This window comes from Paraburkholderia phosphatilytica (genome assembly GCF_003443895.1).
Classification (GTDB): Bacteria; Pseudomonadota; Gammaproteobacteria; order Burkholderiales; family Burkholderiaceae; genus Paraburkholderia; species Paraburkholderia phosphatilytica.
In genome coordinates, this window is the sequence record NZ_QQOA01000003.1 from 153660 (window position 1) to 168398 (window position 14739).

The 14739-nt window shown below is 65.2% G+C and carries 13 protein-coding genes; 1 reads left to right on the top strand and 12 read right to left on the bottom strand.

Annotation, left to right across the window (positions count from 1 at the left end):
- Positions 1-9: 9 nt before the first annotated feature.
- The 11 genes from hflK to ndk form a co-directional block, all read right to left on the bottom strand.
- Complete coding sequence (gene hflK / locus DVS29_RS04265; RefSeq protein ID WP_118179193.1) at positions 10-1476, bottom strand: FtsH protease activity modulator HflK; 1467 nt, start codon at positions 1474-1476, stop codon at positions 10-12.
- A gap of 56 nt (positions 1477-1532) precedes the next feature.
- The gene (hflX, locus tag DVS29_RS04270; RefSeq protein WP_420816068.1) at positions 1533-2705 is read right to left on the bottom strand and encodes a GTPase HflX; all 1173 of its coding nucleotides are present in this window, start codon (positions 2703-2705) and stop codon (positions 1533-1535) included.
- 73 nt (positions 2706-2778) lie between these two features.
- Positions 2779-3015: an RNA chaperone Hfq gene (hfq, locus tag DVS29_RS04275; protein ID WP_007580427.1), complete on the bottom strand. Its 237-nt coding sequence runs from the start codon at positions 3013-3015 to the stop codon at positions 2779-2781.
- A gap of 183 nt (positions 3016-3198) precedes the next feature.
- Positions 3199-4536: a ribosome biogenesis GTPase Der gene (der, locus tag DVS29_RS04280; RefSeq protein ID WP_118179194.1), complete on the bottom strand. Its 1338-nt coding sequence runs from the start codon at positions 4534-4536 to the stop codon at positions 3199-3201.
- A 321-nt stretch (positions 4537-4857) separates the two neighbouring features.
- Positions 4858-6003, bottom strand: a complete 1146-nt coding sequence (gene bamB / locus DVS29_RS04285) for an outer membrane protein assembly factor BamB (RefSeq protein WP_118179373.1) — start codon at positions 6001-6003, stop codon at positions 4858-4860.
- Between the two features lie 60 nt (positions 6004-6063).
- Positions 6064-6693 carry a tetratricopeptide repeat protein gene (locus tag DVS29_RS04290; protein ID WP_118179195.1) on the bottom strand — a complete coding sequence of 210 codons (630 nt, stop codon included), beginning with the start codon at positions 6691-6693 and terminating at the stop codon, positions 6064-6066.
- Between the two features lie 120 nt (positions 6694-6813).
- On the bottom strand, positions 6814-8154 hold the full coding sequence (gene hisS, locus DVS29_RS04295; RefSeq protein WP_118179374.1) for a histidine--tRNA ligase: 1341 nt from the start codon (positions 8152-8154) through the stop codon (positions 6814-6816).
- Between the two features lie 111 nt (positions 8155-8265).
- A complete protein-coding gene (gene ispG / locus DVS29_RS04300) occupies positions 8266-9597 on the bottom strand; it encodes a flavodoxin-dependent (E)-4-hydroxy-3-methylbut-2-enyl-diphosphate synthase (RefSeq protein ID WP_118179196.1) in 1332 nt (443 codons plus the stop codon).
- A gap of 90 nt (positions 9598-9687) precedes the next feature.
- Complete coding sequence (locus DVS29_RS04305; RefSeq protein ID WP_118179197.1) at positions 9688-10863, bottom strand: helix-turn-helix domain-containing protein; 1176 nt, start codon at positions 10861-10863, stop codon at positions 9688-9690.
- Between the two features lie 151 nt (positions 10864-11014).
- Entirely contained in the window at positions 11015-12166 is a 1152-nt protein-coding gene (rlmN, locus tag DVS29_RS04310) for a dual-specificity RNA methyltransferase RlmN (RefSeq protein WP_118179198.1), read from the bottom strand.
- Between the two features lie 162 nt (positions 12167-12328).
- On the bottom strand, positions 12329-12754 hold the full coding sequence (ndk, locus tag DVS29_RS04315; protein ID WP_118179199.1) for a nucleoside-diphosphate kinase: 426 nt from the start codon (positions 12752-12754) through the stop codon (positions 12329-12331).
- Between the two features lie 391 nt (positions 12755-13145).
- On the opposite strand from ndk, the gene DVS29_RS04320 reads away from it, so the two are divergent.
- Entirely contained in the window at positions 13146-13844 is a 699-nt protein-coding gene (locus DVS29_RS04320; RefSeq protein ID WP_118179200.1) for a Bax inhibitor-1/YccA family protein, read from the top strand.
- A 117-nt stretch (positions 13845-13961) separates the two neighbouring features.
- Here the strand turns inward: DVS29_RS04320 and DVS29_RS04325 are convergent, their stop codons facing one another.
- Positions 13962-14735, bottom strand: coding sequence for an MBL fold metallo-hydrolase (locus DVS29_RS04325; RefSeq protein WP_118179201.1), 774 nt, complete (start codon positions 14733-14735; stop codon positions 13962-13964).
- Positions 14736-14739: the final 4 nt, after the last annotated feature.

Below are 14739 nucleotides of genomic sequence, written 5' to 3' on the forward strand. Positions count from 1 at the left end.
CCGCGCTCCTTATTGCAGATCGTCTTCGCGCGAGCGGCTGCGGAACGCATCGCGCGAACGCAGCGGGTCGCTCGCAGCCGCATCGCTCGCGGCCGGCGTGGAAGGCGAATTCGGCGCCGCGGCGCTGGACCCCACGCTCGCGCCGTTCGTGTTCTGGCTCGGCGCAATGGCGCCCGGCTGTTCGTTTGAAGCTCCGTTCGCGGCGCCGCTGGTGGCTCCGTTCGCCGGAGCATTTCCGCCCGTGGCCGGAGACGATGGCGACGAAGGCGAGCTCGCGCCGCCCGCATTGGCACCTGCCGCAGCCGCCGCCGCAACGTGCGCGCGCGTTTCGCCGACGAGCTTGTCGAGCGGCAGATACAGCACGTTGTTGCCGAGCTTGCTGTCGACGAACACCTTCGTCGTGTTCGTGAAGATGTGCTGCATCGTGTCGAGGTAGATGCGTTCGCGCACGACGGCCGGCGCCTTCGAATACTGCGCGTAGACCTGATTGAAACGCTGCGCGTCGCCCTGCGCCTGTTCAACCACGCGCGCGCTGTAACTCTTCGCGTCGTCGATCATGTGCGCGGCATCCGCCTGCACGCGCGGCCGTAGCTGGTTCGCGTAGGCCTGCGCGTCGGCCTTCGCGCGCGCGATATCGTCGTGCGCCTTCGCGGCGTCGTCGAACGCGGACTGCACCTGCCCGGGCGGCTGCACCGCCTCGAGCGTGACGCCCGTCACCGACAGACCCGAACGGTACTGGTCGAGCGTGTGCTGGATCGTCTCGATGAGCCGCTGACGCAACACTTCGCGGTCCTGATAGAGCACTTCGTCCGTGCTGGACGTGCCGACGATCGAGCGCACCGCCGCCTGCGCGGCCTGCGTGACGCTCTGGTCCGGATCACTGTCGTTGAACAGATAATCCGTCGGCTTCGAGATCTGGTACTGCACGTTGAAACGGATATCGAGAATGTCGCCGTCGTGCGTGAGCATCGACGCGTCCATCACGTTGGCCATCCGCACGAGATTGTTGCGGCCGATCTCGACCGAACGCGGCGTGGTGAGACTGATGATTTCGTGGCTTTCGAACGGATACGGCAGACGCCAGTGAACGCCCTGCCCGACCGTGTCGCGATACTGGCCGAACTGCATGACGATGCCGGCCTGGCCTTCCTGCACGACGAACACGCCGCTGCCCGCGTAGATCGCGATCAGCACGCCGATGACGATGCCCACGCCGATCTGCGCGCCGCGGCCGTTGTCGGGACGCGGACCGCCACCACCACCCTTGCGGCCGAACAGCCGGCCGATGCGCCGGTTGAAGTCGCGCCACATTTCGTCGAGATCAGGAGGGCCTTCGTTGTTGTCCTTGCCGTTCTGAGGACGATTCGGGCCGTTCGAACGCGGACGGTCTCCATTGTTGCCATCGCCCCGGCCCCACCGGTCGTTCAGCAGGGCTCGCAGGCGCAGCTGGATACTCCGCTCGTTGTAGTCGTTCACCTGTGTTCGTTCACCAGAGTAGTGCCGGTTTGTGCGGTTAGCCGGAACGGCCTGTCTCAATGCCTGTGTTCCGGGACCTCGCGGTCGCCGAGCGGTTCGCTCGCAAGGACCTCGCCCGGCAGGGGCGGTTGCGCTCCGGCAAGATGCTCAGCCGTAGCAATTTCAGCGATGGCTGCACGCAGCGAATCGAGCCCTTGCCCCGTGCGTGCGCTCAGAAAGACGCGCGAAATATTACCATATTCGTCCCGCTCGACCGCGTCGCCACGGGCCGCCAGCTCGGGCACCGCGTCGATCTTGTTGAACACGAGCACCTGCCGGATCGTGTCCGCGCCGATCTCGTGCAACACGTCGTTCACCTGATCGATCTGGTCGAGCCGCACCGCGCTCGAAGCGTCCACCACGTGCAGCAGCAGATCGGCGTGAACCGTCTCTTCGAGCGTTGCGCGAAAGGCCGCGACGAGCTGGTGAGGCAGCTCGCGGATGAACCCGACGGTATCGGACACCACCACCTGGCCGACTTCGTCGCCGAGATAGACGCGCCGCGAAGTGGTATCGAGCGTCGCGAACAGCTGGTCGGCCGCGTAGGCCTGCGCTTTCGTCAGCGCATTGAAGAGCGTGGATTTGCCCGCGTTCGTATAGCCGACGAGTGAGATCGACATCGTGCGCGTGCGCTCGCGCTGACGCCGCTGCGTGCCGTGCTGGCGACGCAGCTTTTCGAGTCGTCCCTTGAGCATCTTGATGCGATCGCCGATCAGCCGGCGGTCGGTTTCGAGCTGCGTTTCGCCCGGGCCGCGCAGGCCGATACCGCCCTTTTGCCGCTCGAGGTGGGTCCATGCGCGCACGAGACGGGTGGACAGGTACTGCAGTTGCGCGAGCTCGACCTGCAGCTTGCCTTCATGGCTGCGTGCGCGCTGCGCGAAGATGTCGAGGATCAGGCTCGTGCGGTCGATCACGCGTCTGTTAAGCGTACGCTCCAGATTGCGCTGTTGCGCGGGCGTCAGCGCGTGATTGAAGATGACGATTTCCACGTCGTCAGCCTCGCACGCCAGGCGCAGCTCTTCGGCCTTGCCGCTGCCGATGAACATCGCGGCATCGGGACTCGCGCGGCGGCCGGTCAGGGTGACGGCGGGATGGGCGCCCGCGCTTTGCGCGAGCAGGCTGAGTTCTTCGAGGCTGGCAGCGAAATCGATCTTGCCGAAGTCGATGCCGACGAGCGCTGCGTTGGTCAAATCGGAAGGGTCCAAAATAGATCGGCCGGCAAGGTTCGCCTGCGGGCGACACCTTGCCGGCCATGACGAGAGGTTAGGACGATTCGGAATCCGGGTGGAAATTCACCGGACGGGCAGGCACCACCGTAGATATGGCGTGCTTGTAGACCATCTGGGTCACCGTATTCCGGAGCAACACGACGTACTGGTCGAACGATTCAATGTTCCCTTGAAGCTTGATGCCGTTGACCAGATAGATCGAAACCGGCACGTGCTCTTTACGCAGTGCGTTCAAAAACGGGTCTTGTAACAATTGCCCTTTGTTGCTCATAGCAAACTCCGTATTTTTTTGCAGGTTGACTAGATTGGCGACGAAGAAAAAGAAATCCGTCGTCAACCGCTACACTATAGCCGATTTTCGTTTACGGGCGCGCTCCCTGGCCATTCGGCCTATCCCGCTCAAACCCAGCTACGGCGCGGGTTTGCGCCGTTCGACCCGGCCCGCACGGGCCGCTTACTCCTTGTTGGCGTAAGGGTTGGTCGTGGAGCGGAACTCTATGCGCAATGGAGTGCCGGTAAGCGAGAAAGTTTCACGGAAACGGTTCTCCAGATAGCGCTTGTAAGTCTCCGTCACGGCGTCGAGCGCATTGCCGTGAATCACGATGATCGGCGGATTCTGGCCGCCCTGGTGCGCGTAGCGCAGCTTCGGGCGCACCGGACCGCGCCGGCGCGGCTGCTGGAATTCGACGGCCTCGATCAGCGCGCGCGTCAGCTTCGGCGTCGGCAGCTTCGACATCGCAGCGGCATACGCTGCATCGACCGAGCGCATCAACGCGCCGATGCCGGTGTTTTCGAGCGCGGAAACGAAGTGGAATTTCGCGAAGTCGAGAAATTTTAGCTTGCGCTGCAAATCGCCTTTTGTGCGCTCACGCACATGAGGGTCGAGCCCATCCCACTTGTTCACGCCCACCACGAGCGCGCGTCCCTGCTCGACGACGAAGCCCGCGATGTGCGCGTCCTGGTCGGAGATGTCCTGGCGCGCGTCGAGCAGCAGGATCACGACGTTCGCATCGGAGATCGACTGCAGCGTCTTCACGACCGAGAATTTTTCGATCGCCTCGAACACCTTGCCGCGGCGGCGCAGGCCGGCCGTGTCGATCAGCGTGTACTTCTTGCCTTGACGCTCGAAGTCGATGTAGATCGAGTCGCGCGTGGTACCCGGCATGTCGAACGCGATCACGCGCTCTTCGCCGATCAGCGTGTTCACGAGCGTCGACTTGCCGACGTTCGGCCGGCCGACGATCGCGATCTTGATGCCGTGCTGCTTCTTTTCTTCCTCGCTCTCTTCCGGCTGGCCGGCGTACGCGACGCCGAGCGCTTCGTCGATCATCTCCGCAACGCCGTCGCCGTGCGCCGCAGAGATCGCGCGCGGGTCGCCGAGACCCAGCTCGTAGAAGTCCGCCGCAACCATGCTGTACTTCATCCCCTCCGCCTTGTTGACGACGAGGAAGATCGGCCGGCCGGTCTTGCGCAGATAGTCGGCGATCGACTTGTCCTGCGGCGCGAGCCCGTTGCGGCCGTCGACGATGAACACGACGATGTCCGATTCCTCGACCGCCTGGCGCGTCTGCCGCGCCATCTCGTGCAGGATGCCGTCCTTCGCGACCGGCTCGAAGCCGCCCGTGTCGACGACGAGATACGGACGGTCGCCGACGCGCCCCTCGCCGTAGTGGCGGTCGCGCGTGAGGCCCGGCAGATCGGCGACGAGCGCGTCGCGCGAGCGGGTGAGCCGGTTGAACAGCGTGGATTTCCCCACATTGGGGCGCCCGACGAGGGCAATAACGGGTTTCATCTGATCTTGTTCACGGTGAAACGCAGGATCGGCAGGCAGTGCGACGATGACGCGTGACCCGATACCGCATGGCGTTCCGGCGCGCTGCCGGAACCAGTTTGATAAAAATTATCACGATCCGGTGCTGCCCGGATGCCTGAAAAGAATAGCCGCGACCGGTCCGCGGGACGCGAATCGCGGGATGGCGGCGCCTGGCGCTCGCCTTCGACGGCGGCTGGCCGTCGGGTGGTGCTACGTGTGCTGCATGATGTACTGCCTGAGCCGCAAAAACAGCGACGGCCGGCTAGGCCGGCCACCGCGCATCCAGCCACCGCCTTCCGCTTACTTCGGGCGGAAGCCGTAGATATCGCCGTCGTGCGTCTGCACGACCAGGGTGTTGCCTGCCATGACCGGCGCCGCGGTGATCGGGCTCTTGTCGGTCGGCATGCGCGCGACGACCGAACCGTCGTCGAGCGACAGGAAGTGCACGAAGCCCTGGTAGTCGCCCATCACGACCGCGTGACCCAGCACGAGCGGCACGCTCAGCGCGCGGTTCTTCAGCTTGTCGTTCTTCCACAGCGGATTGCCCGTCGTCACGTCGAACGCGTTGACGATCGACCAGTCGTCGGCACCCACCACGGCGTGCTCGTCCTGCGCGATGCCACTCGTGCTCGAGAACGGCTTCTCCCACACCAGGTGGCCGCTGTTCGCGTCGAAGCAGCCGAGCTGGCCCTGGAACGTGACCGCGCAGGTTTCCGCGCCGACCAGCGTGGGCGGACCGCTCACGTCGTTGATGCGCTCCACTTCGGTCACGCCCTTCGGATACGACACCGGCGCCTGCCAGTAGTTGTCGCCCGTCTGCAGGTTGATCGCCGACAGCGAGCCGCCCGGGAAGCCCGCGAGCACCGCCTGGTCGCCCGCGAAGGTCATGCCGGCCGACACGCGCAGGTTGAGCGGCTCGGCGCGGTTGCGGTACGCCCATTTCTGCTCGCCCGTCTGCGCGTTGAACGCGATCACCTGGCCGTCGATCGTGCGCACGATCACGTAGCCGTTGCCGACGAGCGGCGGCGAGATGATCTCGCCCGCCACCGTGCCCTTCCACAGTTGCTTGCCATCCGGGCCCAGCACGAACACGCCGCCCTTCAGCGCGCCGACCGCGGTCAGGTTGCCGTCGCTGCCGACACCGGCCGACAGGTCGTCGTGCAGCTTCGTGCGCCAGATGTCCTTGCCGGTCTTCGCGTCGATCTTCGCGACGGACCCATTCGCGCCCGCCACGAACACCGCGTCGCCCACCGCGACCGGCGAGAACAGATAACGCCCTGCCTTGCCGACGCTCGTCTTCCACGTCTGCTGCACCTCCAGCACGGACTTGAACTCGGTGAGCGGCACCGGTTCGCGGCGCTCGTCCTTGCTCGACGAGCAGGCCACCAGGGTCAGGGCAGCCATCGCGCAGGCGACAGGCACAGCGTAACGTTTCAGCAGATTCATCGGTGAACGAAGCATCAAAAAGTAATGGGACAAAACCGTTCGATCAGGCACGCGTGGTGTTTAGCCACCCAGCGCATCGAGCTTGAACTGGATCAGTTGACGGGCCGATGTGTCGTTCTTCGGCAGCGAGTCGAGCGCGAGCTTGTACGCTGCTCGCGCATCGTTGCGTTTGCCTTGCGCCGCGAGCAGATCGCCGCGGCCATCGGCCACGACACCCTTGAATGCATCCGACTGCGGCTCGGCGAGCAGCGCGAGGCCCTGGTCGTACGCCTTCTCGTCGAGCAGCAGCGCGGCAAGACGCAGCTTCGCGATCTGGCGGAATTCGTCGTCTTTCGCGTGATCGACGGCCCACTGCAGCTGCGCCTTCGCGGCCGCTTCGTCGCCCGCCATATAGAGCGCCTTCGCGGCGGCAAGCGCCGTCATCTGCCCGTACGCGCTACCGCCGAACTTGTCTTCCATGTCCGAGGCGATACGCGTGATCTTCGCCTTGTCGTTCGCATCGATTGCCTGCTGCACCTGATCGTAGAGCACCGAGGCTTCCGCGGCCTGATGACGCTGCCAGTAGTTCCAGCCGTTCCAGCCGGCGGCCGCCACCAGCGCGACCAGCACGATCCATGTCGTCGCATTGCCCCACTGTGTCCACCAGGCCTTCAGGCTTTCGATCGATTCTTGTTCGTCGTGGTAACTCATCGCGAAGCGATTCCTTCGTGTTGCTGCTTGTTCAGGGTGTTCGAGCCGGCGCGGTCAGTACTCCCGAGATATTCCCGATACTGTGCCGCTGCGCCAGACAGGCCATGCAAATGCGCGCGATCAGTCGTCGCCGTCTTCGGCGGTTGCAACCATCGCATTGATTAGATATTCGGTCAAGTCTTCGACGGCTACGCTTTGTTGCGCGCTCTTTTCGCCGGATTGTGCCGAATCGCGCAACGGCTTCACGCCTGCCGTGCCGTTCGCGACCTCGTCTTCGCCGAGGATCACCGCGAACGCGGCGCCGCTCGCATCGGCGCGTTTCATCTGCGACTTGAAGCTCGCCTGCTGGCCATCCGCGCTGCAGTGCAGGATCACGTCGAGGCCCGTATCGCGCAGGCGTTCGGCGATGATGAAAGCCTGGTCGCGCGCCGCGTCGCCCTGATGCACGACGTAGACATCGCAACCTTCGCTGTCCGGCACGAGCCCGTCTTCCTTCAGCAGTTCGAGAATGCGCTCGACACCCATCGCCCAGCCGCACGCGGCCGTCGGCTTGCCGCCCAGTTGCTCGATCAGCGGATCGTAGCGACCGCCCGCCGCGACGGTGCCCTGCGCACCGAGCTTGTCCGTCACCCACTCGAATACCGTGAGGTTGTAGTAATCGAGACCGCGCACGAGACGCGGGTTGATCCTGAACGGGATGTTGTTCGCCTTCAGGATGCGCTGCAGCCCTTCGAAGTGCGCGCGCGATTCGTCGCCGAGGAAATCGATCAGCCTCGGCGCGTTCTGCGCGATTTCCTGCAGCGCGGGGTTCTTCGTGTCGAGCACGCGCAGCGGATTCGTATAGAGGCGGCGTTTCGCGTCTTCGTCGAGCGCATCGATGTGCTGCTCGAGATACGCGATCAGTTCGACGCGATGCGCGGCGCGCTCTTCCGCGAGACCCAGCGAATTGATTTCGAGCTTGATGCCGGTCAGGCCGAGATCGTCCCACAGGCGCTGGCACATCAGGATGATTTCGGCGTCCGCATCCGGACCCGCGAAACCGAGCGCCTCGACGCCGACCTGGTGAAACTGGCGATAGCGGCCGCGCTGCGGACGCTCGTGACGGAACATCGGGCCGACATACCACAGGCGCTTCGGGCCGTCGTACAGCAGGTTGTGCTCGATCGATGCGCGCACCACCGCCGCGGTGTTCTCCGGACGCAGCGTCAGGTTTTCGCCGTTCAGCTGGTCCGTGAAGCTGTACATCTCTTTCTCGACGATGTCCGTCACTTCGCCGATGCCACGCGTGAACAGCTGCGTGTGCTCGAGAATCGGCGTGCGAATGTTCTGGTATCCGTACGAACGGAGCATCGACCTGACGGTCGACTCGAAGAAATCCCACAGGCCGGCATCCTGCGGGAGGATGTCGTTCATGCCTTTCACGCCCGCGAGTTTGTCGAGCTTCTTTTTCGGTTCTGTCATCTGCAGTGTCAGGTCAATCTTGGGTTCGGCAAACCGGCCGGCGCCGCATGGCCGGCCGGGCCGCATCGGATGCGCGAAACGCGCGCGCCGTGCCGGCCGCGCGCCTCGGGTTCAGCTCACGGTCGCGGCGCTGTCGGCCGACGCGCGGCCGTACGTGCGCTCGACGTAATCGCTCACGATCTGCTGGAATTCTTCGGCGATGCGCTCGCCGCGCAGCGTCTTCACCTTCTCGCCGTCGATAAAGACGGGCGCCGCCGGGTTCTCGCCCGAGCCCGGCAGGCTGATGCCGATGTTCGCGTGCTTCGATTCGCCCGGGCCGTTGACGATGCAGCCCATCACCGCGACGTGCATCTTCTCGACGCCCGGATAGACATCGCGCCACGCCGGCATCTGCGTGCGCAGATACGTCTGGATCTGCGACGCGAGCTCCTGGAACAGCGTGCTCGTGGTGCGGCCGCAACCCGGGCACGCGATCACCATCGGCGTGAACGAGCGCAGGCCCATCGTCTGCAGGATTTCCTGGCCGACCACCACTTCGCCCGTACGCGGCGCGCCGGGTTCCGGCGTCAGTGAAATCCGGATCGTGTCGCCGATGCCCTGCTGCAGCAGCACGCCGATTGCCGCCGTGGACGCGACGATGCCCTTCGACCCCATGCCCGCTTCCGTCAGGCCGAGGTGCAGCGCGAATTCGCAGCGCCGCGCGAGTTCGCGATACACCGCGATCAGGTCCTGCACGCCGCTCACCTTGCACGACAGGATGATCTTGTCGCGGCCGAGGCCGAGCTCCACCGCGCGCTCGCCCGAGCCGATCGCCGACTGGATCAGCGCTTCGTACATCACGCTCTGCGCTTCCCACGGCGTGCTGCGCGCGCCGTTCTCGTCCATCATCCGCGCGAGCAGGTCCTGGTCGAGGCTGCCCCAGTTCACGCCGATCCGGACCGGCTTGTCGTACTTGATCGCCGCTTCGATCATCTGCGCGAACTGCGTGTCGCGCTTCGCGCCCTGGCCGACGTTGCCCGGGTTGATCCGGTACTTCGACAGGGTTTCCGCGCAGCCCGGATAGTCGCGCAGCAGCAGGTGGCCGTTGTAATGGAAGTCGCCGACGAGCGGAACCGTCACGCCCATGCGGTCGAGCTGCTCGCGGATGTGCGGCACGGCCGCGGCCGCTTCCGGCGTGTTCACCGTGATGCGGACCAGCTCCGAGCCGGCCTGCGCGAGTTCCTTGATCTGGATCGCGGTGCCGATCGCGTCGGCGGTATCGGTGTTCGTCATCGACTGCACGCGCACCGGCGCGTCGCCGCCAATCGTCACGAGCTGGCCGCCCCAGCGCACGTCGACCGCGTTCGAGCGGCGGCGCGGCGCCGAGCCGCCGAACACGGGCTCGGTGGAAACGATCTGGCTGCTGGAGCAGGATGGAGCTTCGGATTGCATCGAAAAACCCATTTACGCCGTGCGCGTCGCGCGAGCGCCGCGCTGAATTGACCAGGCGGGCGGACCAAAGAAAGGCCCGCGCCGCCCACCGTACCGCCGCATTTACGGCAGCGTGAAACGCGCGACGTTGCCGCGCGCACTCGAATACTTCGACTGATCGACCGCCACGCCGTCGAGCGTCATCGACTCCAGGCCCGCCTTGTTGCCCACCGTCACCTTGAGCGGCGGCTGGCCCTGGACTTCCTTCGATTCACCGGCGCTCACGAGGCCGGAGAACACTTCCTTGCCGTCCTTCTGGCGCACGCTGAACCAGCTGTCTTCGCTGACCCGCAGCGTGACGATCGATTCGCCGGCCTCGGCCTGCGCGCCCGAAGCTGCCGCAGCGGCGGACGCGTTCGCGACAGCCGCAGCTGAAGCACCAGCCGCCGGTTTCTGCGCGGCCTGAGCTGCCTGCGCGGGTTGCGACGCGCCCGTGGCCGCCTGTGCCATCGGTGCCGGCGTTTGCGCCGTCGGCGCCGGTGCCTGCGCGTTGCCCGACGTCAGCGGCGTCGGCATGGCCACCTGCGACGCCGCGCCATTATCCGCGCTCTCGGCCGGCGCGGCCTGCGCATCGGCCTGTGAAGCGGGCTGTGACCCAGCTTGCGCGCCCGTATCCGCCGCGCTGCCCGATGCCGCCGTCTCGCCCTGCGCAACCGTTGCCGATGCACTGTTCGCACCGCCCGCCGCGCCATTGGCCGTCGCCTTCAGGCGCGCGAGCCACGCGGACGAATCGCCGCCGTTCGTGTGCCACATGCCGATCGCGATCACCGCGACGATCACCGCGGCGACGCCCCACAGCCACGAGCGGCGCTTCGGCGAACTGTTGCCGAGCGACAACGACACGCGCCCGCGCGGCAGATCGCGCCCCGACGATGCCGGCATAGACAGCTTCGGCGCCGCGACGCCTTTTTCACGCCGCAAAGCCTGCGTAAACGGCTCGGGATCGGCGCCAAGCATCTTCGCGTAGCTGCGGATCACGCCGGCCGCGAACGTCGCGTCCGGCAGATGGCTGATGTCGCCGGCTTCGAGCGCCCGTAGCTTCGCCGCCGACACCTTCAGGCGGGAGGAGACGTCGTCGATCGACCAGCCCTTCGATTCGCGCAGCTGCGCGAGGCGCGCGCCGACTGCCGGCAACGAATCCAGCACCGGCTGCACTGCCGGATGCGGCACGGCCGTGGGTCCCGGACGGCTCGCGTTCGTGTCTGTTTCGTGCGGCTGCGGGTGCTGCGGCTCACTCATCCCAAATCCTCGCGTGGATTCTTTTTTCACTCGTGCGCCCGGGAGGCGGTGCCTGCAAACCGGAACGCAAACCGTTTATAACAAAATGCGCGGCACCTGTGCCGCTTCGATCGATCGTGCCATCCTCGCCCGCGCGATTCGCGCGCGAGCGTCAAACGGGACGGACTTCGATCACCTTTGCCGCCTTCCCGGTGCGCTCGGCGAGACGGGTACGGTCCTTGACCGCGCCCGCCAGCTGACCGCAGGCGGCATCGATATCGTCCCCACGCGTCTTGCGCACCGTCGTCACGACGCCCGCGTCGATCAGCACCTGCGCAAACCGCTTGATCTGTTCCGGCTTCGAGCGCAACAGCCCCGATTCAGGGAACGGATTGAACGGAATCAGGTTGAACTTGCACGGCACGTCACGCGTGACGGCGAGCAACTCGCGTGCATGCGCTTCGGTGTCGTTGATGCCGTCGAGCATGCAGTACTCGAACGTGATGAAATCGCGCGGCGCCACCGTGAGATAGCGCTGGCACGCCGCCATCAGCTCGCGCAGCGGGTACTTGCGGTTGAGCGGCACGAGATCGTCGCGCAGCGCGTCGTTCGGCGCGTGCAGCGACACCGCGAGCGCGACCGGCAGTTCGGCGCCGAGGCGGTCCATCATCGGCACGACGCCCGACGTGGACAGCGTCACGCGCCGGCGCGACAGGCCGTACGCGTTGTCGTCGAGCATCAGCCGCATCGCCGGTACAACAGCATCGTAGTTCAGGAGCGGCTCGCCCATGCCCATCATCACGACGTTCGTGACGACGCGCTCGCCCTTGCCGTCACCGCCCGTTGCCCGGCCGCCGGCCATGCCGAGCGACGCGCGCAGCGCGAATTCGGCCATGCGCAGCTGGCCGATGATTTCGGCAGTGGTGAGGTTGCGGGAAAAACCCTGCTTGCCGGTCGAGCAGAAGCGGCAGTTCACCGCGCAGCCCGCCTGCGACGACACGCACAGCGTGCCGCGTGATTCTTCGGGAATGAACACCGTTTCGACGGCATTGCCGTTGCCGACGTCGACCAGCCATTTGCGGGTGCCGTCGGAAGAAACGTGGTCGCTCGCGATCGGCGGCATGCCGATCGTGGCGCGACCTTTCAGCTTTTCGCGCAGCGATTTCGCCAGGTCCGTCATGCCGTCGAAATCGGCGGCGTTGTACTGGTGGATCCAGCGCTGGAGCTGTTTGGCGCGAAACGGCTTCTCGCCCAGGCTGTCGCAATAGGCGACGAGCCCCTGGGCGTCGAGATCGAGAAGATTGACGGTGGAACTGCTCGTCATGTCGAATCCTGCCTTTTCAGTGCGAAGTGTAGCGCTCATGCAAACCGCAGCATGCGCGCGATTCCGTTCGCGCCCTGTCCTGCCGTGCGTCTGTGTGCGTCTTTGAGCGACTGCCGCGGCGTTACGCCCCGCCGGTTGCGGGACGCCGCCACGCGCGGTCGATCAGCGCGAGTAAACGTTGACTTCCGGGAAGAAGAACGCGATTTCGACGCGTGCCGTTTCCGCCGCATCCGAGCCGTGCACCGCGTTGGCGTCGATGCTGTCGGCGAAGTCGGCGCGGATCGTGCCCTTCTCGGCCTTCTTCGGGTCCGTGGCGCCCATCAGCTCACGATTCTTCAGGATAGCGTTGTCGCCTTCGAGCGCCTGAACCATCACCGGGCCCGAGATCATGAATTCGACCAGATCCTTGAAGAACGGACGTGCTGCGTGCACCGCGTAGAACTTCTCCGCGTCAGCGCGCGACAGATGGACCATACGGGCAGCGACGACCTTCAGGCCCGCGTTTTCGAAGCGGCTGTAGATCTGGCCGATCACGTTCTTTGCCACCGCGTCCGGCTTGATAATCGACAGGGTGCGTTCGATCGCCATAAAAACTCCAGAAAATGAAGAGGTTACGAAAATAAATGAATCCGCTATTGTAGCATGTTCGCCTGTATCATAGCGATGGAACCCTTACGATACTGAAAGGTCCTAAAAGCAGGCCGACATATCAGCCGCATTTTTCGCGCGGGCCGTTGCGCCGGGCGGGAGCAGCAGGCATATTTCGGTTGAAATATTGACAGGAACTGCGGCTCTACCCCGCTTGCAACTCCTTAAGACAAGGTTAATCTTAGGGATGTAGCCTGCTCTGCAACGCTGCGGAACGCGTATGCGGCCGGATCGTCCGGCCAGACGCGTTCCGGCACAATACGGCGGCTGCACGGCGCGGCGGGCGGTAACCGGCCGCAGAGGCGCACGGCATTTGACGCAAGGAGAAACCATGAACGACTATCAGTACAACTTTGGCCGCGGCGGCACCGTCACCTCGGTCGAAGTCCGCAACCGCGTGCTGCGCAACACCTACTGGCTGCTCGCGCTGTCGATGATCCCGACGGTGCTCGGCGCGTGGGTCGGCGTCGCCACCGGCTTTTCGCTGTTCGCCGCCACCAGCCCGGCAATGAGCCTGCTCGCGTTCTTCGCGATCGCGTTCGGCTTCATGTTCGCGATCGAACGCACGAAGAACAGCAGCGTCGGCGTGTTCGTGCTGCTCGGTTTCACGTTCTTCATGGGCCTGATGCTGTCGCGGCTGCTCGCGTTCATCCTCGGCTTCTCGAACGGACCGCAGCTGATCATGCTCGCGTTCGGTGGCACTGGTGTGATCTTTGCCGCGATGGCCACGATCGCCACGGTCAGCAAGCGCGACTTCTCGGGCCTCGGCAAGTGGCTGTTCATGGGCGTGGTCGTGATCCTGCTGGCAGGCATCGCGAACATGTTCCTGCAGCTGCCGGCGCTGATGCTGACGGTCTCGGTGCTCGCCATCGCGATCTTCTCGGCCTACATGCTGTTCGACGTGCAGCGCGTGGTGAATGGCGGCGAGACGAACTACATCAGCGCGACGCTCGCGATCTACCTCGACCTGTACAACGTGTTCACGAACCTGCTCGCGATCCTGGGCATCTTCGGCGGCAACCGTAACTGACGGGACGCATGCGAAGCCGCGCCTGACGGTGCGGCCCGCCCGAAAGTAAAACGCCCGTGGCAATGCGCCACGGGCGTTTTTTCATTCCTGTCCGGCCTGTGAGCAGCAGATCCAGGCTCAGCAATCGAGCCAGTCGAACCCTTCTTCCTGCGACGCGACCATCACCTCGGTGGGCGCCGCGCAAAGCACGCCCGCCAGCGCGGCGCGCGCGAGTTCCGGCAGGTTGTTCTGCTGGCTCAGATGCGCGGCCACGATGTGCCGCAGCCGCGAGCGGTCGAGCGATTCGAGGATCTGCGCAGACATATCGTTGTTCAGATGCCCATGCGTGCCGCCGATGCGCGCCTTCAGCGAAGCCGGATAGCGGCTCGCCGCGAGCATCGCGAGATCGTGATTGCACTCGAGCACGAGCGCGTCGCAGCCGCTCAGCACAGCGCTGATGTGAGGCGTGGAGGTGCCGACGTCGGTCAGCACGCCCAGCCGGCGCGCGCCGTTGGAAAAGACGAATTGCAGCGGCTCGCGGGCGTCGTGCGGCACCGTGTAGGGCAACGCTTCGATCGCGCCGATCGCGGTCGGCTCGTCGCTCCACAGCACGCGCAGATCGACGTCGGCCTCGTCGGCGCCCGCCGCGCGCGCGGTGCCCCAGCTCATGTACAGCGGAATGGAGTACTTGCGCGCGAGCGTCAGCGCGCTGCCGATGTGGTCGCCGTGCTCGTGCGTGATGACGATCGCATCGAGCACGTCGAGGCTCGCGCCGGCGCGCGCGAGGCGCCGCTCCACTTCCTTCGCCGAGAAACCGCAGTCGAGCAGGAGGCGCGTGGTGGTCGCGCCCTCCCGCGCCTCGACGAGCAGCGCATTCCCTTCGCTTCCGCTGCCAAGGCTCGAAAAACGCACGGCC